Genomic DNA, 23,537 nt, shown 5'->3' with positions numbered 1-23,537 from the left:
GCCATGAAGAGCAATGCAATGACTGCCCCGAGCCGCTGGGCACAGTTTTTAGAATCGGATTTCCTCTATTATTTCCGCCGCGACAAGGTGGCGATGGCGAGTTTCGCTCTGTTGCTGGTGTTTGCGATGTCGGCGCTGTTGGCCCCGTGGCTTGCACCGACCAATCCTTATGATTTGTCGTCGATCGATATCATGGACTCCGAGCTGCCACCGTCATGGATGGAAGACGGCGATAGCCGGTTCCTGCTCGGCACCGACGATCAGGGCCGCGATATTTTCTCGACCATCCTCTACGGCTCGCGGTTGTCGCTGACAATCGGCCTGTTGGCCGTGGGCCTGCAGCTGACGCTGGGGGTGATCATCGGTCTTTGCGCAGGTTACTTCGGCGGTCGTGTCGATAGCTTCCTGATGCGTGTGGCCGATGTCCAGTTGTCGTTCTCGACCATGATGGTGGCGATTATCGTCTCGGCAATCTTCCGTACCGCCCTTGGCTCCGAGCTGTTTGCTCAGTACGCGGTGGTGATGTTGGTGGTGATTATCGGGGTGGCCGAATGGCCGCAGTATGCCCGTACCGTGCGTGCCTCGGTGCTGGCCGAGAAGAAGAAGGAGTATGTCGAGGCTGCGAGGGTGATGGGCTTCCGCTCCCCGCGGATCATGTTCCGCCACATTCTGCCGAACTGCCTGTCGCCTATCTTGGTGATCTCGACCGTTCAGGTGGCCAATGCCATCATGTCGGAGGCCGCCCTGTCGTTTCTCGGCCTGGGCTTGCCGGTCGACCAGCCGTCGCTCGGCTCGCTGATCAGCATTGGTTTCAACTATATCTTCTCGGGCTCCTGGTGGATCACCGCGTTCCCCGGGTTGGTACTGGTTGCCCTCGTGCTGGTGATCAACCTGCTCGGTGACTGGCTGCGCGACGTGTTCAACCCGAAAATCTACAAAGGCTAGGTGGTCGCGCTAGCCAAATAGCCCCGATTTCATTACCTTGTGGTGGACAATTCTGACTAAGAGGCACTGCAATGATTGATATCGGGGTTAACTTGACCAACAGCCGGTTTGACAAGGATCGCGATGACGTTGTCGCCCGGGCTCGCGAGGTTGGCGTCGGCGGTATAGTGATCACCGGCACCAGCATCGAAGAGAGCCGGGAGGCCCTCGAGTTGGCCCGCCGCTGGCCGGGCTATTGTTTCAGTACCGCGGGCGTGCACCCCCATGACGCCAAAACGGTTGATGATCTGTCCCTGCCTGCTTTGCGTGCGCTGGCCGCGGCCCCGGAAGTGGTGGCAATCGGTGAGTGCGGTCTGGATTTCAATCGCGATTTCTCGCCCCGCCCGCAGCAAGAAGCGGTCTTTGAGGCCCAGCTCGCACTGGCAGCCGAGCTGAAAATGCCGGTTTTCATGCACTGCCGTGATGCCCACGAGCGTTTCCTTGCCATTCTCAAGCCTTGGCGTGACAAACTGCCGGCGGCTGTCCTGCACTGTTTCACCGGTAGCGAGGCCGAGCTGCGCGATTGCCTTGATCTCGATTTGCATATCGGGATCACGGGGTGGGTGTGTGACGAGCGGCGCGGTACAGAGTTGCGTGATATTGTCCGTCATATTCCAGACAATCGCTTGATGATCGAGACAGATAGCCCCTATTTGTTGCCTCGCGATTACCGTCCTAAGCCCAAGTCGAGCCGTAATGAGCCGATGTACCTACCCCATATTGCGACTGTGATTGCCCACTGCCGTGGCCAGTCAGCAGAGGTCGTGATGGGCAATGCGACCTCAACGAGTCAGGCATTTTTTAAAATCGCGCACCCTGTAGCCTGACGGGAGTGGTATGATCGGGGCAGAATCAATCCAAGAAGGAGAAGGCAGTGTCTGTATCTATCCAGGGCGCGTTCCCGGCACGCCGTATGCGTCGCATGCGTAAGCATGACTTTAGCCGTCGCTTGATGGCGGAAAACCAGATTTCCGTGAACGATCTGATCTACCCGATGTTTGTTCTTATGGGTAAGAACCGTCGCGAGACCGTCGATTCGATGCCCGGGATTGAGCGTCTGTCGATTGACTTATTGCTGCAGGAAGCCGAATACCTCGCTAAGCTGGGTGTGCCGGCTATCGCGTTGTTCCCTGTAGTGTCGCAGGACGTCAAGACGCTCTGCGCGGCAGAGGCCTACAACCCGGAAGGCTTGGTGCAGCGTGCCGTGCGCCTGCTCAAGGAGCATGTGCCGCAGATGGGTGTGATCACCGACGTGGCATTAGACCCGTTCACCGTGCACGGTCAGGACGGTATCATCGACGAAGAAGGTTACGTGATCAACGATGTGACCACAGAGGTGCTGATCAAGCAGGCGTTGTCTCACGCTGAAGCCGGTGCTGACGTTGTGGCACCGTCGGACATGATGGACGGCCGTATCGGCGCGATCCGTGAGGCGCTGGAAGAAGCGGGTTATATCCATACCCAGATCATGGCCTATTCGGCCAAGTATGCGTCTAACTATTATGGCCCGTTCCGCGATGCGGTTGGCTCTGCGGGTAACCTCAAGGGCGGGGACAAGAAAACGTACCAGATGGATCCGGCCAACAGCGACGAAGCGCTGCACGAAGTGGCGATGGACGTCAACGAAGGGGCGGATATGGTGATGGTCAAGCCAGGCATGCCTTACCTTGACGTGGTCCGCCGCGTGAAGACCGAATTGCAGGTACCGACCTTTGCCTATCAGGTCTCTGGCGAGTATGCGATGCACATGGCGGCCATTCAAAATGGCTGGCTTAAGGAGCGCGAGACCATCATGGAATCGCTGCTTTGCTTCAAGCGTGCTGGTGCCGACGGCGTCCTGACTTACTTTGCCAAGCGAGTGGCAGAGTGGCTTGCCGAAGACGCTGCTGCGCGTCAGGCATCCGTTGAGCGTAGCGATAACGCCTAACGCTGGCTGTGCTTGATGTTAAACGGGAGCTTCGGCTCCCGTTTTGCTTTATGGTTTGACGTTGCGGTTGATAGGGTTTTGCAGCGAGATCAGGGTTTCGGTCGACTGGACCTCGTCGATGGCCTGGAGTTTGTCGATCAGGACGTACTGCAGCTCCTCGATGGATTTGCACATCAGCTTGACGAAGATGTTGTAGGCCCCGGTGGTGTAGTAGGCCTCGACGACCTCTTCGAGTTCGTTGAGCTTGGTCAGTGCCGAATGGTAGTCGCGTGCCGCATTGAGGTTGATGCCGATAAAGCAGCAGACGTCATAGCCGAGCAATTTGGGATTGATCACCACTTCTGTGCCGGTGATGATATTGGCTGCCCGCATTTTTTCCACCCGGACATGGACAGTGGCTGGGCTGACATTGAAGCGCTTGGCCATTTCGGCATAAGGGGTGCGGGCGTCATTCATTAGGGTGTTGAGGATCTCGCGGTCGAGATCGTCGATACGCAGCGTAGTTGTCATGTGTGGCTGTCCTTGGTTTATTCCATAGTGTTCATCATCTTACCCCCGGCACTTCAGGGCGTGGCGGTGAGATTCAGCGGATTTCTTACCATGGTGCGGGGGCAGATATGGTCGTCACGACGATATGTGTATCCAATGAACCTGATGTGCTATACCCATCCGGAATCATACATCTTGAGATCACTTGGGTATATACTGTCGTCTCGTAACTCCTTCAATTATATCGAACAATATCGGTGCCGTAGGGCTAGGCCCCGCGGGGGACCGGTATCTACCCGTCGTTTTGGTTTAGGACTATCAGGAAGATGCGTTTTATTGCTTTGTTGTTTTGTTGTTGGTTGATGCCTGCGGCTGCCAGTCTCAACGACACGCTGGTGATCCACTCCTACCATCAGGGGATGCGGTGGACCAAGGCGATCCAGTCCGGCCTCGAATCGGCGACGAAGCCGTATGGGATCCCGCTGCATGTCAATTACCTCGACAGCAAACGCTACCAGTCCCCCGACTATCTTGCCGAGCTGCTGGATCTCTACCGTACCAAGTTGGCGCGTGAGCACTACCGCTATATTGTCGTGGTTGATGACAACGCCCTGTGGCTGCTCAACCAGCTTGGCGATGAGGTCGGCGAGACACCGGTGGTGCTGCTCGGGATCAACGACTATTCGCCTGACCGGCACAAGAACCTCAAGAATGTGGTCGGGGTGTTGGAGCAAACCGATCCATCCGACAATATCTCGCTGGCTCTGTCGGTTATGCCGGATCTCGAACGGGTGTATGTGATTGCCGACAATACCGTGACGGGACGGGCGCTGTGGAAGAGTATGCGCGAGTTCATGTCGATCAACTTTCTTGACTTGGCGGTTAGCCGGGTCGGGACGCAGTCGTTCGAGCGGGTGTTCGAGCAGATGGCAAAGCTCCCCCCTAAGTCGGCCATTATCTACCTTAGCTACTACCTTGACGGTAGCGGGCAGTACATGTCTAGCGATGACTTCCTAAACCGCCTGACCCAGACGGCGGCCGCCCCGGTCTATGCGTCCTACCGCTATTTGCTTGAAAACGGCGTGGCAGGCGGGGTGATGACCAGCGGCTTTGACAAAGGGCAGTTGGCCGGGCAGCAACTGGTCAAGCTGGTCAATGGCGAGATCACCGAATTCCCAGCCTTTGTTCATAATCATGGACAGGCCATTTTCAACTACCCAGTGATGAAGCGCTGGCATCTCAAGGCATCCAACATCGACATGCTGGTGGTCAATGAACCGCAATCTTGGCTCCATCGCTACCAGCGTGAGATCAAGGTGCTGGCTATTACCCTGGCCGTGATGGGAGGGGTGATTATGTTGTTGATGATGATTATTCGTCGTTTGCGTAAGGGCGAACAGCGCCTGCGCCAGAGTCGAGCACTGTTTGCCGGGGTATTTGACCAGAGTTTCCAGTACATCGGTATCCTTGATAGCGAGGGGCTGCTGGTATCGGCCAACTTGACGATGCAGGATTTGGTTGGTCGCTCCGTCCTGAAATATGATCAGCCGCTGTGGCAGTGGTATTGCTGGCCGGTACCGGCATCGGAGTCGCTCAAGGACGCGTTTGCGACGGCGGGTATTGATCAGCCTGTCCGGCTGGAGCTGGAGATCCAGAGTCAGGATGACGGGACTCGCGTCTTAGATATTGTGGTGAAGCGGTTGCCCGCCGATGAGGCCGGTGAGCCCCAACTGTTGTTCGAGGCCCGCGACGTGACAACCCGGCGCCAGATGGAAGAGACCCTACGCGAGCGGGAGATCAGCTACCGCCTGCTCTATGAGCAGCAGCCCGTGATGTTGCTGACGGTGGATCGCCTCTCCAGAATCCAGTCGGTCAATCAGTTTGCTGCGGATTTGCTGGGGTATAGCAAGCGTGAGTTGCTTGGCCATAAGGTGACGCGTTTCTATGACGGTGATACGCCAATGCCGCAGCAGTATATTACCTCGACACGGGAGGGGGTTGGTCCTCGGGTATGGCGTCGTCAGCTGCGTTATTGTTGTGCGGATGGCCGTCGGGTCTGGATCCGTGAAACCATTCGCCAATCACAGGGGCGTCAGCATCTGCTGGTTGTTGGCGAAGATATTACCTCGACCCGTGAGCTCGAGGAGCAGCTGGCCTATCAGGCGCGCCATGATTACCTGACGGATCTCTACAACCGAAATCATTTTGAACATGCGCTGGAGACAGCGTTGCAGGAGTCCCGCGATCAGCAGGCCCTGCATGCCATGTTCTATATTGACCTGGACCAGTTCAAGGTGATCAACGATACCGCCGGCCATGAGGCGGGTGACGAGGCGCTCAAGCAAGTCGCTCAGCTCCTGAAGGATCTGACCCCAGAGGAGGCCGTGCTGGCCCGTCTTGGCGGTGATGAGTTCGCAGTGATTCTTCACCACAGCAACCTCAACGATGCGATTGCGTTTGGTCGCCGGATCCTCAAAACCCTCGAGGTTGCTGAGTTTTACTGGCAGAGCACCCGTTTTAGTTTGGGTGCATCGATAGGCCTGCGGATGATTGACGGGACGGCAGGTTCATCCCAGCAAGTCCATGCCCAGGCCGATACCGCCTGCTATGCCGCCAAGGACGAAGGGCGGAACAGGCTCCACCTCTACCGGCCGGATGACGAGGAGCTTCGCCGTCGCCAGCGGGAAATGGAGTGGGTTAGCTTGATTCGACGAGCCTTGGCTGAGCACAGGGTGGTTATGTATGCCCAGCAGATCGTTCCTATTAACCCGGAGGCTGGCCGCGGCCATCATTACGAGATCCTGATGAGGATCTATGATGATAGTGGAGAGTTAGTCTCTCCCGGTGTGTTTATGCCGGCGGCCGAACGCTATAACCTTGCCCACCGGATCGATCGTTATGTGGTGAGCGAAGTGTTTGATTGGCTGGTGGCCAACCCCGATGCGGTCGAGGCCTTGGATATGTGTGCCATTAACCTTTCGGGGCAGTCGATGGGGGATCGGGATTTTGTCCACTTCTTGATGGACAAGATACGTTCTTCCGGGTTGCCGACCCACAAGCTTTGCCTCGAAATTACCGAGACGGCAGCCATTGGCAATATGAGCGAGGCAATCCGCCTTTGTACTCGGCTAAAGGCGCTGGGGTGCGTGATTTCGTTGGATGACTTTGGCTCGGGACTGTCGTCATTCGGTTATCTCAAGCGCCTGCCGGTGGATATCATCAAGATTGACGGCATGTTTGTCCGGGATATCAATGACGATGAAATGGATCTGGCCATGGTCAAGGCCATCAACGAACTGGCCAAGACCATGGGCAAGCAAACCGTTGCCGAGTTTGTCGAGACCCCGCAAATCCTAGCTCGCCTCGAGGCCCTTGGGGTGGATTACGCCCAGGGCTACCTGTTCGGCCAGCCGCAGCCGTTGGCCGAATTGGTTGCTCAATTGAGCAACCGGGCGGAGGTGGTATAATCCTCGCCAATTGGCCTTGGCGGATATGCCGGGGCCTCCCTTATTTACCGGAGAACCCCGTGCAGATAGCTTTACTTTGTCACCAGCCTGAACGTCAGCCAGAACTCGACTTACTCGCCGAGCGCTGGGGGTTGCACCATGATCCCGATAGTCTGTTTGCGTTGGTGCTGACAGACGAGCGTCTTGAGCTGCACAAGCGCGATGAGCCAAAGTTGGGTGCGGTGTATGTTGACCTGGCTGGCGGGGCTGCGGCCCATCGCCGTAAATTCGGTGGCGGCCGTGGTCAGTCGATCGCCAAGGCGGTTGGCCTCAAGGGCGGTGTCAGTCCTCGAGTGGTGGACGGTACCGCTGGCTTGGGCCGAGATGCCTTTGTTTTGGCTTCGCTGGGATGCCGGGTTCAAATGGTTGAGCGTCATCCTGTGGTGGCGGCGTTGCTCGATGACGGCTTGGCTCGTGCCAAGGCCGATTCGGAAATCGGCGGTTGGGTCAGCGAGCGCCTGAGCCTGATCCATGCATCGAGTCATGATGCCCTGTCGCAACTGGCAGCCGACCCGGACTTCGAGGCCCCTGATGTGGTTTATCTTGATCCGATGTACCCGCACAAGAAGAAGTCGGCGCTGGTGAAGAAGGAGATGCGGGTATTCCAGAGTCTCGTGGGGGCTGACGATGATGCAGACAGCCTGCTGGCTCCAGCGTTGGCACTGGCGACCAAGCGGGTGGTGGTTAAGCGTCCCGACTATGCCGAGCCATTGGCAGAGCAAGCCCCGGCGATGGCTATCGAGACCAAGAAAAACCGTTTTGATGTCTACGTTAAGGCGGCGATGAAGTAGCCGCCGGCCCCGGTTCGGATTAACGCGCACAATGAGGCTGCTTGGGGTTATATTGTTGGTACATAAGAATGATCCGGCGTTGTGGAGTCAGCCCTGTGACGACCGGAACCAACAGGAGGAAGCATGGCTAAGTCACTGTGCAAATACCGAAGTGCGGAAATTGCCGAGAGGTTTCCGCAGATATGCCAGATCATAGGGACCCCTAAGTATGTCTGTACGAGCTGCGCCCGCGCAGCCAGTGACAAGGGGCACTTGTGCAAGCCTCTGGCAATCAAGAAGATGGATAAGCGTACCGACGAGGTGACGTTGCCGGTGCTGGGCGAGGATGTGCCTCAGCGTGAACCTGCCGCCTTGGAAAAGGATAAGGTATCGGGCAAAAAGCAGGCCAAGCAGATGAAGAGTCTCAAGAAGCTTGCCAAGAAGAAGGCCAAGCGGCTAAAGCAGGCCATGAAGGCGGCCCGGCGTTATGACAAGGTGCTGGATAAGGTCAGGGAATCACTGCAGTCATCGTAATGTAGTCTCTGTGTAGAGAGCGATAAAAAAACCTCCGAGCCGGAGGTTTTTTTATGTTTATTTACGACTCTTTGATCAGTACTGCAGTCATCAGGCAGGTGATCACCGAAACAATAATCCCTGAAACGATTAACCAAGGAAGCATATCCATAGTTAGTTATCCATTTGTTGTTGAGCAAGATGAATGGCTATTGAATCGTTTTTACATAGTGCTAGCAATGGGGTGATAACACGCTGAAACTGCTGTTAACAGGTGGAAACAATTGTAGGATTTCAGAAATATAAATTATTGTTTTCTGACATAAAAAAGCACCCATAAGGGTGCTTTTTGTTATCGGGGTATTATTGTGACTTCGGTTCAGCTTCTAGCCGGTAGTGCGAGCGTCAATGCCTGGCGCGAAGCCTCGGCTGCACCTTTTGGATCCTTGAGTTGGTCAAGGACCTCGACGAGGTAGCTGTAGTCACTGACGTCTGGGCGCAGGGCGATGGCTTTTTCGAAATGTGCCTTGGCTTCGTCGAACTTGCCTTCGCGCATCAGTAGCTGGCCCAGGGCGCTGTGGGTGCTCGGGTTGCTGCTGTCATAACGCAGTAGATCCTGCAGCTTGACGATAGCTGGATGGCTATCAGCCAGTTTCAGCTGTGGTACGAGCGCAATGAGCGACTCGTCGTTGCTCTTCTTGATGGCGTCGCGCAGTACGGTATAAGCCTCGCTGTCGGCATTGTGCTCGCTCATCAGCTTGACGAAGCAGGCAATAAGCGCTGGCTGTTGCTTGGTCTTGCGGCCAAGGCTGTTCCAGTGGCCCATTAGCCCTTCGCTGCCGTGCTGCTTGGCAAGGTGCTGCATGATGCCACACTCGGCCTTGATGGCCAGCTCGGCGCTCTCTTCGGCGGTGACGACACCGGCCTTTTCAAGCTGAGGCAAGATAGCCAGCAGCGGTTTCCAGTCTTCCAGCTTGAGGTAGCTGTCCTTGAGCAGGCCCAGTAGAACCGGGTTGCGGCTGTGGTCTTGCTTGATCCCCTGAAGGGTGGCGATAGCCTGCTCGTACTGCTGCTGTTGGTATTGGAGCTTGGCTCGGGTCAATGCAACCGCTAGGCTTTGGCCGTCGGTGTCTGCGGCCAGCTTGAGGTACTCGTCCCGCTGGCTTGCATTGCCCATTCCCTGTGCGGCTTCTGCGGCGGCAAGGTAGTTCAGTACCGGGCTGTCGCTGTGCTTGGCTGATTTCACAACCAGCTTCTCAGCTTGTTTCCAGTCGCCTTCAATAACACGCAGTAGGCCGAGAGAGGTCTGAGCACGTGCCTTGCGGGCCTTGCGGCCAGAGAACCAGCCACGGGTCGTGCTGCTTAGGGATAGCAGCCACTTGAGCAGGGTTTCGAGCAGGAAGAACACGCCGAACAACACGATGATGAGCAAAATAAGTGTGGTTAGGCTCATTTCCAAGGTTTGGTTGGCTGCCGAAATGAGGACATAGCCTTGGTTGCCGGCCAGCATCGGGCCAGCCACGATGCCGGCAATCAGCGCGGCAACCAGCAGTAGAAGTCGGATCATGCCGCCGTCTCCTCTGTGTTAAGTGGCTTGACCTGCTGGCGCAGGCGCTCGCTGATGGCGTCGGTGATCAAAGGCTGGGAATCCAGCTTGCTTGGGTAGCTCGCTTCGATTGGCTCCTTGGTCAGCTTGTCGAGGGTGGCGATGAAGCTCTGTACCGCAGGATCTTCAAGGTTGTAGAACTGCTCTGCCCACTCTTTGGCCATGGTCAGTGATTGGGTATATAGGCCGCCTTGCTCACGGTAGACCGCCTTGATGGCCGTTTCCAGCTTCGACTTAATATTTTCCTGCAGGTAGAAGTCTTGCTGCGGAGTCAGAAGCGGGGTGACATTGCCGTCACGCTTGCGGTAGGTGACAAAGTGCTCGCCAAAGTTCTTTAGCGATGTCATCAGGTTGGCTTTCCAGTCATGGATTGAGCCAGAGATTTCCTTTTGCTCGACCACTTCAGCTTCAGGTAGGAAGGCGTTGGCAAGCGGTAGCTTGGCAACTTGTTGCTGAAGGCTGGTCAGGCGCATAACCAATCCGTCACGGTCGATTCTTGCCACGGCCTTGAGGGCGGTGATATCACTGTGCATGGCCTGACGGATAGGTGTCAGGCTCGGATCGTTGAGCTCGGCGATGCGGTGGTCTGCGGATTCAAGCAGTACCGTGGCGCTGGCAGTGTCATGCTCAAGCCACAGTTTGCGCCCAGCCATTTTGACTAGGTAGTCCGCTTCGGCCAGCAGCCAGTCGTTTGGACGGCGGCCTTCCATTTCAGACAGGGCCATTTGAAGACCGGTAATGGATTTGTTTTGCTGTTCAATCGAGACTTCGGTGCGCTGGAGATCGCTGTTGACTTGTTCGAGTGTTTTTTGCTGGGCGGCCTGAAGGGCGGTATTGAGGCCTGCGATTTCCTTTTGCAGTGCAGCCATCTTGGCATTTTGGGCTAGGGTCTGCTGGTGGCCATGGTAGTAGAGGCCTGCACCAAGGGCGATAACAAGGGCAATGGCGATAGCGCCAGTTTTGCTGCCACTGGATTTTTCCGTTGGTTTGGAAGGGGTGTGCTCGGCGGCGTTTTGGGTGTTTTGTTCTGGCTTTTTCGGTGTGGATTCAGAGGCGGGCGCTTGCGGCTTGGCACTTGCGCTTCCTTGCTTGCCAGAGGTCGTGGTTGCTGCGGATTGTTGCTTATCTGCAGGCGTCTCATTATTGGTTTTTTTATCAGTCATCCGATTATCCCATCGTGCCTTTATTGCTTAGGGTAGTGAAGAGCGGGCCGTTGGCTGCGCTGTTCACATTGGAAATTAAATGGAAACCAAGCATGGCTGCCTGGTTTGCGATTCGCTGGCTTGGTACGAATAGCTTGCATTGGAAAAACCAAGCCGTTGCGCTGTCGGGTATCAGCTGGGCTAATCGATCCAACTGCTCGCCGCTGGTCACGACGATGGAATCGACACCTGCTTGCTGCCATTGTTGGCAGAGCTGCTCACCATCAAGTGGCAGCCAGCAACGCTGGTATGCCTCGCAGTAGCTGACGTCGGCGCCCGCGCTGGCCAATTGCTCTCGGATCAATTCCCGTCCGCCGTTGCCGCGGAGGATAAGCACCCGGCATTGGTTGACGTTGCTGAGAACGGGCAGGGCCAGCAGCCCTTCGCTGTCGCTGCGCTCGAGCGGGGTATGGACCGGTAGGCCTGTATGGCATTTCATCGCCTCGGCGGTTTTCTGTCCGACTGCTATATAATGCACGTTTTTTGGCCAGCTGGCACCTATCGACATTAAGTAATTGTGCGCTAGGTTGGCTGCGTTAACACTGACGACAATCAGGAAATCGCCATTTTTAAGTGTTTCAAGCTGTTGCGGGAGGTTTGTGAGCCCATTTCCGGGGGCGATTTCGAGCAGGGGCTGGGCAATGGCCGGGTAGCCGGCAGCATTGAGCTGCCGGGTGAGTTGGTCGCCATCCGGTGAGGGCCGGGTGATCAGTATGGTCATTAGGCGTTGCCGTAAAGGGTGTCCAGAATCGTCTTGGCACCATCGGCCAGCAGTTGGTCGGCGAGGGCGGTTCCCAGCTGCTCGGCATCGGCTGCCGGGCCGGAGATTTCGCCGCGGACAATCTTGCTGCCGTCAGGTTCGCCGACAAGGGCGCGAAGCCAGATTTGGTCGCCGTCTAGCAGGGCGTAGCTGCCGATAGGTACTTGGCAGCCGCCTTGCAGGCGATTGTTCATGGCTCGCTCGCAAAGTACGCGAGTCGCGGTTTCTGGATGGTTGAGGGCGTCAAGCAGGCCGCGAACGCGGGTATCGTCAAGGCGGCATTCGATACCGACTGCTCCTTGGCCGACCGCTGGCAGGCTGACTTCCGGTGCGATGGCACATCGGATCCGATCTTCCATTTTCAGGCGCATCAGGCCGGCGCAGGCCAGGATAATGGCGTCGTATTCGCCGTTGTCCAGTTTGGCCAGGCGGGTGTTCACGTTGCCGCGTAGGTCTTTGACAACGAGATCAGGACGCTGGGCACGGAGCTGGCACTGGCGGCGCAGGCTGGAGGTGCCGACAACGGCGCCGGCTGGCAGGGCGTCGATATTGTCGTAGTGGTTGGAAACGAAGGCATCGCGGGGATCTTCGCGCTCGCAGATGGTGACCAGGCCGAGGCCTTCCGGGAACTCGACCGGTACGTCTTTCATGGAGTGCACGGCGATATCGGCGCGGCCTTCAAGCATCGCGACTTCCAGTTCTTTGACAAAAAGCCCCTTGCCGCCGACCTTGGCCAGTGGGGTATCCAAGATGATATCGCCTTTGGTGACCATAGGTACCAGTTCGACAACGATGCCGGGATGGGCCTGTTCAAGGGCGTCTTTTACGAATTCGGCTTGCCACATGGCCAACGGGCTTTTGCGGGTGGCGATACGGATCGGGGAATCTGTCATAGAGGAAAATCCACAGTTTGATAGGTCTCTGTAATGGCTTTAATCCTACCATTCATTGGCCTAGATGGTAATTTATGTGTCGCTGGGAATGTGATGTCTCCGCCGTGTCTTGCTATTGCGCGTTATTAATGTGATATTTCTCACATATCGTTTACACTATCTATGCAGGCGACACGGCAGGTCTGAACTTGACCTCCAGTGCGCAGGTTTGATGGAACAGGACTATGGAAAGTCGGCTGGCAAGATTTCAGTCCATTAACAACTTGTCACGAAACGTCACTATCTTTACGGTTAATACAAAAACTGTTAGATTGATCACGTTTTTGCTCCCGGGTAGCGTCTCGTCTACCGCTTTAGTGACAAGATTTGGGCCGCTCTCAAGCTGGCAGCTCTTGGAAGAGTATTTTGCAGAACTATATCGAAACGCTAAACAGCAGGTTGGCACAGCTTAATACCCTTAGGCTGGAGCGCGCGCGTATCGCGATGACCCCGACATCCCGACAGGTATTCAATATCCTGCCGGCACTGCTTCACTATAACCACCCTGCCGTGCCTGGCTATTTGGATCAGGCTGCGCCCGTGGGTATTGCGGCGTTTTCACCTTCCCCCGAACAGCAGCAGTTCGTCGATGACTGCGCGCTGACAGCGTCCGTTGCGTCAATCCCGTCTCCGTCTGGTCACCCGATGCCGATTCTTGGCCTGTATGCGATGGGCAGTACCTCGTCGCTTGGTCAGAGCCAGACCAGCGATCTCGACATCTGGGTCTGTATCGGTACCGATATGTCTGCCGACGATCGCAAGATTCTCGACGCCAAGTGTTCGCTGGTGTCCGAATGGGCGATGGCGCAAGGGGTAGAAGCCAACTTTTTCCTGATTGACGAAAATCGCTTCCGCGACAATTTTTCCGAAGAAATGACCGGTGATAACTGTGGTTCGAGCCAGCATTTGCTGCTGCTTGACGAGTTTTACCGTTCGGCGGTGTGTCTGGCCGGCCTGCCGCTATTGTGGTTTATGGTACCGCCGGAAATGGAAGAGTGTTACGACGACTATATCCAATACCTGGTAAAGGGTGGGTATATCCGTCGTGATGAGTGGATTGATTTCGGTGGCCTGTCACGGATCCCTGCCGAGGAGTATTTCGGCTCCAGCCTATGGCAGCTCTACAAGAGCATCGACTCGCCGTACAAATCCGTGCTGAAGGCCATTTTGCTCGAGGCCTACTCGTGGGAATATCCGCATACCCAGCTGCTGAGCGTAGACGGCAAGCGGCGTTTTTTTGCCATCGATCGCACAGAGTTCTGTATGGATGCCTATTTCCTGATGCTGGAAAAGGTGACCCGCTACCTAGAGCGGATCAATGACCATCGTCGTTTGGATTTGGTCCGCCGCTGCTTCTATCTCAAGACGCACGAGAAGCTGACCCGCAAGCCGATGTCCGGCTCGGTGCCTTGGCGGCGTAAGGTGCTCGAGGATTTGGTAACACAGTGGCAGTGGTCGCGTGAAGTTCTGGTGGAGCTCGATAACCGCCGTAACTGGAAAGTCGAGTTGGTCAAGTTTGCCCACAACGAGCTGCTTGACGCCTTGATGCTTAGCTACCGGAACCTGATCCGCTTTGCGCGCCGCAACAATATCACTTCGGCTATCAGCCCCGAGGACATCAGTATTCTCGCCCGCAAACTGTACGCGGCTTTCGAGGTGCTGCCGGGCAAGGTGACGTTGCTTAACCCGCAGCTGTCGCCGGATTTGCACGAGCAGGATTTGACCCTTATTCAAGTACCCGCTGGACGAACCAATGCGGCTGGCTGGTATCTCTACAAGCAGTCGCTGGATCCGTTTGCCATTCTTGGCCGTCCGGCACTGGAGCACAACCGCTATCTCAGCAAGCTGGTGGCATGGGCCTATTTCAATGGTCTGCTGACCGAGTCGACCCACCTTCATACCGTGGTGCGTGATTCGGCGATGGATATCGATAAGCTCTACCAGCTGGTGAGCGATATCCGCAACACGTTCCCGATCCGCCGCCCGCAGCCGAGTTTGCAGGCGTTGTCGAGCCCGTGCGAGATCCGCCAGCTCGGTCTGTTCATCAACCTTGAGAACGATCCGACGACCCAGCTCAAGAACCGTGCGATCCGCTTCGACTTCAAGAACACCGATGTGTTCAGCTACGGTCCCGAGCAGGCCTGTCTGGTGGGCAGTGTCGATTTGGTTTACCGCAACTCGTGGAACGAGGTGCGGACCCTGAACTTCTCGGGCCAGAACGCCATGCTCGATGCACTCAAGACCATCCTCGGCAAGATGCACCAAGACGCGCTGCCGCCGGAGTCGGTTGACGTGTTCTGTTACAGCAAGCATATGCGCGGCCTTATCCGCAACCTGGTTTACCAGTTGGTGGCGGAATGTATCGAGATGCGCCTCAAGCCGGTGGAGCAGGAGAAGCGCCGACGTTTCAAGGCCATCCGGATCGGCGAGCAGACCCACGGCCTGTTCTTCGAGCGCCGCGGCGTATCGGTTCAGAAGCTGGAGAACTCGGTTGATTTCTACAGCTGTATTTCGTCCAACAAGCTGCTGGGCTCCGCGACGTTGGTGATGGGCAAAACTGACGAGCCGCATCCGCCGGAAATCGTCGATTCCTATGCCAGTGAGGGGCTGATCCAGTTTTTCTTCGAGGACTGCGAGGAAGGCTTCAACATCTATATTCTCGATGAGGCCAACCGGATCGAGGTCTACCGCCAGTGCAGCGGCGACAAGGACGAGATGGTCCACGGGGTGAACCGTTTCTATACCTCGGCCCATGACAGGTTCAGCTACAGCGTCAACTTCATCAACTTCAACCTGCCGCAGTTCTACGATATTGCCCGCGGCGAGGATGGCGAGTTGCGGGTGCTGCCGTTCAAGAGCGGGCAGCAGCCATCACGCCGGCCTGCGGCCAACAATATCGAGGCCTCAGTCGTGACGGCCAATATGATGACACGCTGATCGCCGTCATTATGCAGAGATTAAAAAGCGAGGTATCACACCTCGCTTTTTTTATATCATGTGTCCCGGGCTGGGATTACCAGTCTACGCTCTCGCCGGCATGGGCGCTGCATTCGCGCTTGACCAGGCTGATCAGCTCCTCGTCGCTGCGGGTGCAGCGCCACTGGCCGTCCTGATATTTGAAATGGTAGCCGCCTGACTTGGACGCCAGCCAAATTTCATGCAGGGGTTCTTGACGGTTGATCACGATTTGGCTGCGGTTTTCAAACTCAAGGGTCAGCACGTTGCCCATCGTCTCGTATTCAATGTCAGCACCGGATTCATCGATGCCTTCCTCGATGCTCATTAGCACGTCATCGGCTAACTTGTGAAATTCTGTATCATTCATCCCAGTCTGTCCTATTGCTTTTCCTAGTATGGGTGCGATTATAGGGGGCTAACACATGATTATCACTGGCTTTAAAAAATGCGTAAAGGTTTATTGGCAATTTTGGTTCTGGGTGTTCTCGCCCTGGCAGGCTGTGGTCAGAGCGGCCCGTTGTATATGCCTGACGATACCGAGCAGCAACAGCCTCAGCAATAACGACTAATACAGGGAAGAGACGACATTGGATTATTTCAATTACCAGCAAGACGGCCAGCTGTGGGCCGAAGATGTGGCATTGGCGGATTTGGCTGAGCGTTTCGGCACGCCGCTCTATGTATATTCTCGCGCAACCCTCGAGCGTCATTGGCATGCCTTTGACCGGGCGGTGGATGACCATCCCCATTTGATTTGCTATGCGGTCAAGGCGAACTCTAACCTCGGGGTGCTCAACGTGCTGGCACGCTTGGGCTCGGGGTTCGATATCGTTTCCGGCGGTGAGTTGGAGCGGGTGATTGCAGCGGGCGGTGACCCGGCCAAAGTCGTCTTTTCTGGCGTGGGCAAAACGGCTGCCGAAATGCAGCGTGCCCTTTCGCTGGGGATCAAATGTTTCAATGTCGAGTCTGAGCCGGAGCTTGAGCGTCTCAATCAGGTTGCTGGCGAGATGGGCAAGGTGGCACCGATATCACTCCGGATCAACCCGGATGTCGACGCTAAGACCCACCCGTATATCTCGACCGGCCTGCGCGATAACAAGTTCGGGATCGCGTTTGACCGCGCCCCGGATGTCTACCGTCTGGCCCAGCAGTTGCCGAATATCAAGGTGACCGGGATTGACTGCCATATCGGCTCGCAGCTGACCGAGCTCTCCCCGTTTATTGATGCGACAGACCGCCTGCTGGCACTGATCGACCTCCTCAAGGCGGAAGGGATTGCCATCGAGCACCTCGATGTCGGTGGTGGGCTGGGCGTGACTTACAGCGCCGAGCAGCCACCTGCGCCATCGGAGTATGCCGAGGCCTTGATGGCACGGTTGGTGGATTACCCTGAGCTTGAATTGGTTTTCGAGCCTGGCAGGGCGATTGCCGCCAATGCCGGGGTGATGCTGACGCGGGTCGAGTACCTCAAGCATACCGACCACAAGAACTTCGCCATTGTCGATGCGGCAATGAATGATCTGATCCGTCCGACCCTTTACCAGGCCTGGCAGGAGATCATCCCGCTGCGCCCGCGCGACGGCGAGGCTAAAACCTATGATTTCGTCGGCCCGATTTGCGAGACCGGTGACTTTATCGGTAAGGATCGTCATTTATGCCTAGCGGCGGGGGATTTGCTGGCAGTACGTTCGGCGGGTGCCTATGGTTTCGTCATGGCATCTAACTATAATACTCGGGTAAGGGCAGCAGAAATCATGGTTGATGGTCAGCAGATCCACGTCGTTCGCGAACGTGAGGAGCTGGCCGAGCTATGGCGTTCTGAGCACCTGTTGCCAGAATAACGATAAGGATCATCATGCAGTTTCACTTTTCTAAGATGCATGGTTTAGGCAACGATTTTATGGTTGTCGACTGCGTTACCCAGAACGTGTTCTTCTCGCCGGATGCGATTCGGCGCTTGGCCGACCGCCACCGCGGTGTCGGCTTTGACCAGTTGCTGGTTGTTGAGCCCCCCTATGATCCCGAGACGGATTTCCATTACCGGATTTTCAACGCCGACGGCAGTGAAGTGGAGCAATGCGGCAATGGCGCCCGTTGTTTTGCCCGCTTCGTTTGGATGAAGGGGCTGACCAACAAATACCATGTATCTGTCAGCACCAAGGCCGGCAAGATGGTACTCAAGCTTGGCGACGACAATCTTGTGACCGTCAACATGGGCGAGCCGACCTTTGATCCTGCAAAAATACCGATGCGGGCCAAGCAGAGCGAGAAAACCTATATTCTTCGAGCGGGTGAGCAGACTTTATTCTGCGGTGCCGTGAGTATGGGCAATCCTCACTGCGTCACTGTGGTCGACAATGTCGATACCGCTGATGTCGAGACCCTCGGGCCGCTGCTTGAGTCTCATGAGCGCTTTCCTGAGCGGGTCAATGCGGGCTTCATGCAGGTGATTAGCCGCAATGAGGTGAAATTGCGGGTCTACGAACGTGGGGCTGGGGAAACTCAAGCCTGCGGGAGTGGTGCCTGCGCCGCTGTTGCTGTGGGCCGCCTTCAGGGGCTGCTTGATGAAGAGGTGACGGTTTCGCTGCCGGGCGGTGATTTGCATATTCGCTGGAAGGGCGAAGGGCACCCATTGCACATGATGGGCCCTGCCGAACATGTCTTTGATGGACAAATTACACTATGACCGATATTTATCAGCTGGACGCTCGCCCCGAAGAGGACGGCGTCTCGTTGACTGAACAGGAAGTGGCGGGTTTTCTTGCCGCTAACCCTGATTTTTTCATTCGCAACCCGGACTTGCTGGGCCGCCTCCAGGTTCACCACCACGAACGCGGGGTGGTGTCTCTGGTGGATATCCAGCTTGAGCGGTTGCGCAGCCAGATCGTCGAGCAGGAAGAGCAGATGGCCGCCATGGTCAAGGCTGCCTTGAAGAACAGCGATCTCTTTGAGCGTTTTTCTCGGGCCCAGCTGGAGCTGCTGCAGACCCATAATATTTACCAGGCCCTGATGGTGCTTGAATCGCTGGCAGACAGCATGGGGCTGGCCGTCAGCCTGCGCCTGTTCGACAGCTTCGACGAGAGCCTGTATTTGGCCCGTCGTAGTTTCGACAGTTTCCGATGCTCGCGCTTGTCGTCGCGCCCGGTTTACCTTGGCCGCCTGCGCAAGCAGGAGAGCGAGATGCTGTTTGACGAGCCGCCGCATTTGGGATCGTTCGTGGTCCTGCCGCTGGGCAACGAGCGGTCGATAGGGGTGCTGAGCTTCGCCAGTGCCGACGGCGGGCATTTTCAACCCGAGATGGACACCCTGTTTGTTGAGCAGTTGGCGATGGTTCTGACCCGCCTTATCCATCATTGGGAATACAGCCGCGAGGTGATCGGGTGAGCCTGCCGCAAGGATTGGAACAGCCGCTGCTGCGCTTTTTCGAATACCTGCGCAGCGAGCGTGAGCTGAGCCTGCATACCCAGCAGAACTACAAGCGCCAGCTGACCACCATGGCAGAGCAGCTGGCGGCGCTTGGCGTTGACGACTGGCGTAAGGTCGATGCCGGCTGGGTTCGCCAGTTGGCAAGTAAGGGGATGCGAGATGGCCTCAAGGCCAGCAGCCTGGCGATGCGCCTGTCGTCCCTGCGCAGTTTCCTTGACTACTTGGTGGGACAGGGCGATCTCAAGGCCAACCCGGCCAAGGGGGTCTCGGCACCCCGCAAGGCGCGGCCATTGCCGAAAAACCTCGATGTCGACGAGATGGACCAGCTGCTCAGCGTAGACGGCGAGGATCCCCTGTCAGTCCGTGATCGGGCGATGATGGAATTGATGTATGGGGCTGGCCTGCGTCTGTCCGAGCTGGTCGGCTTGAATGTTAAGGATATCAGTCTTCGCAAGGGGGACTTGCGGGTGATTGGTAAGGGTGACAAGGAGCGGGTCGTTCCGTTTGCGGGCCTGGCCCGGGAATGGGTCGGCCATTGGCTGCGGTTGCGCGGCCAGCTCGCCAAGCCTGACGAGCCGGGACTGTTCGTTTCCAAGCTCGGGGTGCGGATTTCCAACCGCAACGTCCAGAAGCGGATGGCCGAGTGGGGCCAGAAGCAGGCGGTGTCGAGTCACATTAACCCGCACAAGCTGCGCCACAGCTTTGCGACTCATATGCTGGAATCATCAGGGGATCTGCGTGCGGTGCAGGAGTTACTGGGCCACGCCAACCTGACGACAACCCAGATTTATACCCACCTCGACTTCCAGCACCTTGCCAAGGTGTATGACGAGGCCCATCCGCGGGCCAAGCGCGGCAAGCGCTAGCAGCAAAGGAATCGTGTCCATGCAGTTTTACCGCCGTATTGCCCCGCCGCGGGCGATAACCTTTGATCTCGACGATACCCTCTACGACAACCGGCCGGTGATCCGCCGTGCCGAGCAGGCGATGTTCGACTGGCTGGATGCCTGCCATCCGGTGGCCCGGACGTTGGGCCGGGATCACTGGCAGTCTCTCAAGATGACGTTGGCCGAGGCAGATCCCATGTTGCGGCATGACGTGACGGCCTGGCGTTTCGAGCTGCTCAAGATCGGACTGATGCAGCTGGGCTACCCGCAGGCGTTGGCGGAAAGAGCCGCCGCCGAGGGGGTTGAAACGGTGCTGACGGTGCGCAATCAGGTTGAGGTGCCGGATGAAACTCACCGGGTACTGGCTTTGTTGCAACAGCAACTGCCGCTGGTTGCCATTACCAACGGCAATGTCGATGCCGCGAAAATCGGGTTGGATGGATATTTCTCCTCCGTCTTGCAGGCCGGGCGTGACGGCCTTGCCAAGCCGGAGCCCGACCTGTTCGGGCAGGCGGTGGGGCTACTTGGTCTGGCTCCAGGTGAGATCCTCCATGTCGGCGACCACCTAGTGAGCGATGTTGCCGGGGCCAAACGCTATGGCATGATGGCGTGTTGGTTCAATGACCAGCAGCGTTCTTTGGTAGAGCAGTCGCGTGGCCAGATGGTGCCGGATGTTGAGATCAGCGAATTGTCGCAGCTGTTGTCATTGCTGCCGTCCTGACTGTTGACGGGGTATGGTTAATATAAAAAGGACAGCCGTTTGGCTGTCCTTTTTTATTGCCCGTAGGAGCGGCTAGTCGAGCAGGCTCTGCTTGGGGGGCTGGCTGAATAAGCGGTCGAGGGAAAGCATCCCTGCTCCCCAGAATATGTTCACCAGCATCATCATTCCCCATAGCTGGTGGTCGAAAAAGCCTTTTTCCCAGAGAAGCGGGTAGGACACCACCGCGATGATGTTGAAGACGAACAGGATCAGTGCCATGGGGCGGGTGAACAGGCCGAGGGCCAGAAAGGCCGGGATGATCAACTCGGTCGCCGTACCGAGGTAGGCCGCCATTTGCCACGGGATGACAGGGACCTGGTATTCGTATTCGAACAGGTACAGGGTACTGTCCCAGGTGGTGTACTTGACCATCCCCGACTTGAAGAAGACCCATGCCACCCATAGCCGGGTGAACAGGAGCAGAAACGGGATCAGAGGGTCGCTCAGCCGTTGGGCTGTGGCATCAAGGTTCTTGAAGAAATTCAGCATGCGCAGTCTCCCTGTGGCAGGCCATGGATAGCGGTGAAGCAGTGGTGTTGGAGTAACTCCCCCAAAATGGCCAGCATGGCAGGGGAGGCTGTCCCGAGGGGCTGGCCGGATTGGCATCGCCGGATCAAATCGGTGCCGTCCGAGGTGGTGGCGATGACGCGGATCCCGTCGTGGCTTTGGCAGACGACGGCCGACTCGGGGGCGGAGAGATCGATCGGCTCTACCTCGTTGTGGGTGATCATCTGCCACAGGCTGGCAGCCGGGCTGGCGGCATCGATGAGTTGGGCTGAGGGTTCCACCTCCAGCCGGAGCTGGCCGAGGTTGTCCTCGGTGACAAGGGCCAGCTGTTCGAAAGGAAACGCGTGGGGAGGCGGGGCATATTGGCCGGCTCGGTCCACGGCCCATTCGAGACGGGCAAGATCGGGCAGGTAGGGGACGGCGGCAAGCAGCTCCGGCTGCTGGGCGATGGTCGCATCAAGACCTGCCCCGTAATGGCTGACATCCCCTTCGGTGGGCGGGGTGCGCAGTACATGCTGGCGGGCAAGTTGTCCGAAGTACTCCTCGCCAACGACGGCAAGACAGCAGGGGTAGGTGGCCGCCAGTATTTCGGACAGGCTGATCACGAAGTTGTTGCGGTAGATCTGCAAAAGTTGCTCGGCCGGGAAGCGGCCTTGATGTATGTGGGCGGCAGCAGTGCTTGGCCGGTAGCGGAGGGCTTCGGCAAACGCCTGCTGGATAGCCTTCAGTGCCTCAGGCGGGTGAGTCATGGCGTTCCTCCTGCTGCAGTATGTCGCGGGCCTTGGCGGCTTCGCCCAGCAGTACGGGTAAGGCCGGGATGTCCAAATCCCACTCGATGAGGGTGGGGACCGGACCATGCTGGCGGATCCATTGGCGGTAGAGCTGCCAGACCGGATCGCTGACCGGGCGGCTGTGGGTATCGATCCATATCTCGCCATCGTCGACTTGCTTGGCGGTGAATCCGGCGAGGTGGATCTCCCCGACGGCGCTCGGTTCGAGAGCGGCGAGGTATTGCTGGCAGTCAAAGCCATGGTTGAAGGCACTGACGTAGATATTGTTGAGATCCAGCAGCAGGCCGCAGCCGGTACGTTGCTGGACATGGTTCAGGAACTCCCATTCCGGGATGGTGGAATGGCTGAACTGGAGGTAGCTGGACGGGTTTTCGACCAATAGGCGGCGGCCGAGGAAGTCCTGCACCTGTTCGACCTTGCGGCAGAAGTGCGAGAGTGCCTCTTCGGTATAGGGCAGCGGCAGCAGGTCGTTGAAGTACTCCCCGTCCACCGAGCTCCAGCTGAGGTGGTCGGAGACGGCGATGGGGGCGAGCTCGTCGATGAGCCCCTTTAGCTGGCAGAGGTGGGCGCTATCGAGGGGATCGGCCGAGCCCAGCGACAGGCCAATACCGTGGCAGCTGACGGGGTAGTGTTCGGCGATTTCCCGTATCTGCTGGCGGGCAGCCGAGACCGGGTTGAAATAGTTCTCGCTGTGGATTTCCCACCAACCGATATCAGGCCGCTCGGCGAGGACTTGGTCGATGTGGGGGGACCGAAGCCCCACCCCGACCATCGCCTGTGGTGACAGGCGGCTCAATTACTTGGCCTCCTTGCTGCTGCCTGCGAGGCGGTCGCACAATCCCTTGGGTACCATCACGAAGGCATCTTTCTGGCCATCGGTCTTCGAGGTGCCGGCGCAGGAGCTGGTCTTGGTCGCGCAGTCGTTCTTGCCCGCCTTGACTACGCCGTAGCATTTTTCCTTGTCCGCCGCATGGGCGACGGAAGGGGCTAGGGCTACCCCGGCCAAGGCCAACAGGCCAGATACGGCTGTCGTGACAGCGATATTCGACTTCTTCATATCTCTTCCTTTCTCGTGGCTGATAGCGTTGGGGGGCTTAGGATGACTTGGTAGAGCCGCCGACAAGGCGCTCGCACAGGCCTTTAGGTACCATTACGAAGGCGTCCTTCTGGTTGTCGGTTTTCGAGGTGCCGGCACAGGAGCTGGTCTTGGTCGCACAGTCGTTCTTGCCGGCCTTGACCACGCCGTAGCATTTCTCTTTGCCCTCAGCCGCGACGGCTGTGGTTGTGGTCATGGCCGTCCCGGCAAGGGCAAGCAGGCCGGTTACGGCTGAAGCAAGTGCGATATTGGTGGTTTTCTTCATGGTCATTCCTCTTTGTTTCGCTGACTGTATTGGGAGCATATCTGCTTCCCTGGGTGGCACCTCATGGTGCTCTGCTACATAAGAAAGGGGGTGCGACGGAAATCTTTCAGCCCTTCTTTGTTTTTTTAACGATGCATTAACAATCGCCTTTCCAATCA

General features: G+C 57.2%; 24 protein-coding genes. 13 read left to right on the top strand and 11 right to left on the bottom strand.

Annotated elements, in window-relative coordinates:
• Nucleotides 1–3: 3 nt before the first annotated feature.
• From ABT56_RS04400 to hemB, 3 genes are all read left to right on the top strand, one after another.
• Nucleotides 4–945 (top strand): ABC transporter permease, encoded by a 942-nt coding sequence (locus ABT56_RS04400; RefSeq protein WP_047877655.1) that lies wholly within the window; start codon nt 4–6, stop codon nt 943–945.
• Nucleotides 946–1,016: 71 nt separating this feature from the next.
• Complete coding sequence (gene tatD / locus ABT56_RS04395) at nt 1,017–1,811, top strand: 3'-5' ssDNA/RNA exonuclease TatD (RefSeq protein ID WP_047877654.1); 795 nt, start codon at nt 1,017–1,019, stop codon at nt 1,809–1,811.
• Between the two features lie 47 nt (nt 1,812–1,858).
• Nucleotides 1,859–2,911: a porphobilinogen synthase gene (gene hemB / locus ABT56_RS04390; RefSeq protein ID WP_047877653.1), complete on the top strand. Its 1,053-nt coding sequence runs from the start codon at nt 1,859–1,861 to the stop codon at nt 2,909–2,911.
• 48 nt (nt 2,912–2,959) lie between these two features.
• Here hemB and asnC read toward each other — a convergent pair whose 3' ends face one another.
• Nucleotides 2,960–3,421, bottom strand: a complete 462-nt coding sequence (gene asnC / locus ABT56_RS04385; protein WP_047877652.1) for a transcriptional regulator AsnC — start codon at nt 3,419–3,421, stop codon at nt 2,960–2,962.
• A gap of 305 nt (nt 3,422–3,726) precedes the next feature.
• On the opposite strand from asnC, the gene ABT56_RS04380 reads away from it, so the two are divergent.
• The 3 genes from ABT56_RS04380 to ABT56_RS04370 all read left to right on the top strand — a co-directional run bounded on the left by ABT56_RS04380 (nt 3,727) and on the right by ABT56_RS04370 (nt 8,210).
• Complete coding sequence (locus tag ABT56_RS04380) at nt 3,727–6,867, top strand: EAL domain-containing protein (RefSeq protein WP_053062377.1); 3,141 nt, start codon at nt 3,727–3,729, stop codon at nt 6,865–6,867.
• Between the two features lie 59 nt (nt 6,868–6,926).
• Nucleotides 6,927–7,697, top strand: coding sequence for a class I SAM-dependent methyltransferase (locus tag ABT56_RS04375; protein ID WP_047877651.1), 771 nt, complete (start codon nt 6,927–6,929; stop codon nt 7,695–7,697).
• Nucleotides 7,698–7,820: 123 nt separating this feature from the next.
• Nucleotides 7,821–8,210: a hypothetical protein gene (locus ABT56_RS04370; RefSeq protein WP_047877650.1), complete on the top strand. Its 390-nt coding sequence runs from the start codon at nt 7,821–7,823 to the stop codon at nt 8,208–8,210.
• Nucleotides 8,211–8,568: 358 nt separating this feature from the next.
• Here ABT56_RS04370 and ABT56_RS04365 read toward each other — a convergent pair whose 3' ends face one another.
• From ABT56_RS04365 to hemC, 4 genes are read right to left on the bottom strand one after another with little or no spacing between them, the layout of a single operon-like run.
• Nucleotides 8,569–9,756 carry a heme biosynthesis HemY N-terminal domain-containing protein gene (locus tag ABT56_RS04365; RefSeq protein ID WP_047877649.1) on the bottom strand — a complete coding sequence of 396 codons (1,188 nt, stop codon included), beginning with the start codon at nt 9,754–9,756 and terminating at the stop codon, nt 8,569–8,571.
• On the bottom strand, nt 9,753–10,958 hold the full coding sequence (hemX, locus tag ABT56_RS04360; protein ID WP_047877648.1) for a uroporphyrinogen-III C-methyltransferase: 1,206 nt from the start codon (nt 10,956–10,958) through the stop codon (nt 9,753–9,755). The genes ABT56_RS04365 and hemX overlap by 4 nt, the downstream gene beginning before the upstream one ends.
• A gap of 4 nt (nt 10,959–10,962) precedes the next feature.
• Nucleotides 10,963–11,718, bottom strand: a complete 756-nt coding sequence (locus ABT56_RS04355) for a uroporphyrinogen-III synthase (protein ID WP_047877647.1) — start codon at nt 11,716–11,718, stop codon at nt 10,963–10,965.
• Nucleotides 11,718–12,650: a hydroxymethylbilane synthase gene (hemC, locus tag ABT56_RS04350; RefSeq protein WP_047877646.1), complete on the bottom strand. Its 933-nt coding sequence runs from the start codon at nt 12,648–12,650 to the stop codon at nt 11,718–11,720. Before hemC ends, ABT56_RS04355 begins: the two co-directional genes overlap by 1 nt.
• A gap of 405 nt (nt 12,651–13,055) precedes the next feature.
• Here hemC and ABT56_RS04345 point away from each other — a divergent pair, with 405 nt between their 5' ends.
• The gene (locus ABT56_RS04345) at nt 13,056–15,626 is read left to right on the top strand and encodes a class I adenylate cyclase (RefSeq protein ID WP_084722155.1); all 2,571 of its coding nucleotides are present in this window, start codon (nt 13,056–13,058) and stop codon (nt 15,624–15,626) included.
• 76 nt (nt 15,627–15,702) lie between these two features.
• On the opposite strand, the gene cyaY is transcribed toward ABT56_RS04345, so the two are convergent.
• Nucleotides 15,703–16,014, bottom strand: coding sequence for an iron donor protein CyaY (cyaY, locus tag ABT56_RS04340; RefSeq protein WP_047877645.1), 312 nt, complete (start codon nt 16,012–16,014; stop codon nt 15,703–15,705).
• A 78-nt stretch (nt 16,015–16,092) separates the two neighbouring features.
• Here cyaY and lptM point away from each other — a divergent pair, with 78 nt between their 5' ends.
• From lptM to yigB, 6 genes are read left to right on the top strand one after another with little or no spacing between them, the layout of a single operon-like run.
• Nucleotides 16,093–16,209 carry an LPS translocon maturation chaperone LptM gene (gene lptM / locus ABT56_RS23505; RefSeq protein WP_084722154.1) on the top strand — a complete coding sequence of 39 codons (117 nt, stop codon included), beginning with the start codon at nt 16,093–16,095 and terminating at the stop codon, nt 16,207–16,209.
• 25 nt (nt 16,210–16,234) lie between these two features.
• Nucleotides 16,235–17,488: a diaminopimelate decarboxylase gene (gene lysA / locus ABT56_RS04335; RefSeq protein ID WP_047877644.1), complete on the top strand. Its 1,254-nt coding sequence runs from the start codon at nt 16,235–16,237 to the stop codon at nt 17,486–17,488.
• Nucleotides 17,489–17,502: 14 nt separating this feature from the next.
• A complete protein-coding gene (gene dapF, locus ABT56_RS04330; protein ID WP_047877643.1) occupies nt 17,503–18,333 on the top strand; it encodes a diaminopimelate epimerase in 831 nt (276 codons plus the stop codon).
• 47 nt (nt 18,334–18,380) lie between these two features.
• Entirely contained in the window at nt 18,381–19,031 is a 651-nt protein-coding gene (locus tag ABT56_RS04325; RefSeq protein ID WP_240478250.1) for a DUF484 family protein, read from the top strand.
• The gene (gene xerC, locus ABT56_RS04320) at nt 19,001–19,939 is read left to right on the top strand and encodes a tyrosine recombinase XerC (protein ID WP_084722153.1); all 939 of its coding nucleotides are present in this window, start codon (nt 19,001–19,003) and stop codon (nt 19,937–19,939) included. The genes ABT56_RS04325 and xerC overlap by 31 nt, the downstream gene beginning before the upstream one ends.
• A gap of 19 nt (nt 19,940–19,958) precedes the next feature.
• Complete coding sequence (gene yigB, locus ABT56_RS04315) at nt 19,959–20,681, top strand: 5-amino-6-(5-phospho-D-ribitylamino)uracil phosphatase YigB (protein ID WP_047877640.1); 723 nt, start codon at nt 19,959–19,961, stop codon at nt 20,679–20,681.
• 72 nt (nt 20,682–20,753) lie between these two features.
• Here yigB and ABT56_RS04310 read toward each other — a convergent pair whose 3' ends face one another.
• The 5 genes from ABT56_RS04310 to ABT56_RS04290 are packed head-to-tail and all read right to left on the bottom strand — an operon-like array spanning nt 20,754 to nt 23,379.
• Nucleotides 20,754–21,209, bottom strand: coding sequence for a DoxX family protein (locus tag ABT56_RS04310; protein WP_047877639.1), 456 nt, complete (start codon nt 21,207–21,209; stop codon nt 20,754–20,756).
• On the bottom strand, nt 21,203–21,976 hold the full coding sequence (locus ABT56_RS04305) for an HvfC/BufC N-terminal domain-containing protein (RefSeq protein ID WP_047877638.1): 774 nt from the start codon (nt 21,974–21,976) through the stop codon (nt 21,203–21,205). The genes ABT56_RS04310 and ABT56_RS04305 overlap by 7 nt, the downstream gene beginning before the upstream one ends.
• The gene (gene bufB / locus ABT56_RS04300) at nt 21,960–22,790 is read right to left on the bottom strand and encodes an MNIO family bufferin maturase (protein ID WP_084722156.1); all 831 of its coding nucleotides are present in this window, start codon (nt 22,788–22,790) and stop codon (nt 21,960–21,962) included. Before bufB ends, ABT56_RS04305 begins: the two co-directional genes overlap by 17 nt.
• Before the next feature lie 24 nt (nt 22,791–22,814).
• Nucleotides 22,815–23,075 (bottom strand): BufA1 family periplasmic bufferin-type metallophore, encoded by a 261-nt coding sequence (locus ABT56_RS04295; protein WP_047877636.1) that lies wholly within the window; start codon nt 23,073–23,075, stop codon nt 22,815–22,817.
• A gap of 37 nt (nt 23,076–23,112) precedes the next feature.
• Nucleotides 23,113–23,379 (bottom strand): BufA1 family periplasmic bufferin-type metallophore, encoded by a 267-nt coding sequence (locus ABT56_RS04290; RefSeq protein ID WP_047877635.1) that lies wholly within the window; start codon nt 23,377–23,379, stop codon nt 23,113–23,115.
• Nucleotides 23,380–23,537: the final 158 nt, after the last annotated feature.

It is taken from the genome of Photobacterium aquae (genome assembly GCF_001029445.1).
Classification (GTDB): domain Bacteria; phylum Pseudomonadota; class Gammaproteobacteria; order Enterobacterales; family Vibrionaceae; genus Photobacterium; species Photobacterium aquae.
This window is presented reverse-complemented; position numbering and strand designations above follow the sequence as displayed.

What these genes read in the sequence shown, in the direction of transcription:
- ABT56_RS04400 (WP_047877655.1), top strand. Translation starts at nt 4, where the DNA reads ATGAAGAGCAATGCAATGACTGCCCCGAGCCGCTGGGCACAGTTTTTA.
- tatD (WP_047877654.1), top strand. Translation starts at nt 1,017, where the DNA reads ATGATTGATATCGGGGTTAACTTGACCAACAGCCGGTTTGACAAGGAT.
- asnC (WP_047877652.1), bottom strand. Translation starts at nt 3,421, where the DNA reads ATGACAACTACGCTGCGTATCGACGATCTCGACCGCGAGATCCTCAAC.
- ABT56_RS04380 (WP_053062377.1), top strand. Translation starts at nt 3,727, where the DNA reads ATGCGTTTTATTGCTTTGTTGTTTTGTTGTTGGTTGATGCCTGCGGCT.
- ABT56_RS04370 (WP_047877650.1), top strand. Translation starts at nt 7,821, where the DNA reads ATGGCTAAGTCACTGTGCAAATACCGAAGTGCGGAAATTGCCGAGAGG.
- ABT56_RS04365 (WP_047877649.1), bottom strand. Translation starts at nt 9,756, where the DNA reads ATGATCCGACTTCTACTGCTGGTTGCCGCGCTGATTGCCGGCATCGTG.
- hemX (WP_047877648.1), bottom strand. Translation starts at nt 10,958, where the DNA reads ATGACTGATAAAAAAACCAATAATGAGACGCCTGCAGATAAGCAACAA.
- ABT56_RS04355 (WP_047877647.1), bottom strand. Translation starts at nt 11,718, where the DNA reads ATGACCATACTGATCACCCGGCCCTCACCGGATGGCGACCAACTCACC.
- hemC (WP_047877646.1), bottom strand. Translation starts at nt 12,650, where the DNA reads ATGACAGATTCCCCGATCCGTATCGCCACCCGCAAAAGCCCGTTGGCC.
- cyaY (WP_047877645.1), bottom strand. Translation starts at nt 16,014, where the DNA reads ATGAATGATACAGAATTTCACAAGTTAGCCGATGACGTGCTAATGAGC.
- lptM (WP_084722154.1), top strand. Translation starts at nt 16,093, where the DNA reads ATGCGTAAAGGTTTATTGGCAATTTTGGTTCTGGGTGTTCTCGCCCTG.
- dapF (WP_047877643.1), top strand. Translation starts at nt 17,503, where the DNA reads ATGCAGTTTCACTTTTCTAAGATGCATGGTTTAGGCAACGATTTTATG.
- yigB (WP_047877640.1), top strand. Translation starts at nt 19,959, where the DNA reads ATGCAGTTTTACCGCCGTATTGCCCCGCCGCGGGCGATAACCTTTGAT.
- ABT56_RS04310 (WP_047877639.1), bottom strand. Translation starts at nt 21,209, where the DNA reads ATGCTGAATTTCTTCAAGAACCTTGATGCCACAGCCCAACGGCTGAGC.
- ABT56_RS04305 (WP_047877638.1), bottom strand. Translation starts at nt 21,976, where the DNA reads ATGACTCACCCGCCTGAGGCACTGAAGGCTATCCAGCAGGCGTTTGCC.
- bufB (WP_084722156.1), bottom strand. Translation starts at nt 22,790, where the DNA reads ATGGTCGGGGTGGGGCTTCGGTCCCCCCACATCGACCAAGTCCTCGCC.
- ABT56_RS04295 (WP_047877636.1), bottom strand. Translation starts at nt 23,075, where the DNA reads ATGAAGAAGTCGAATATCGCTGTCACGACAGCCGTATCTGGCCTGTTG.
- ABT56_RS04290 (WP_047877635.1), bottom strand. Translation starts at nt 23,379, where the DNA reads ATGAAGAAAACCACCAATATCGCACTTGCTTCAGCCGTAACCGGCCTG.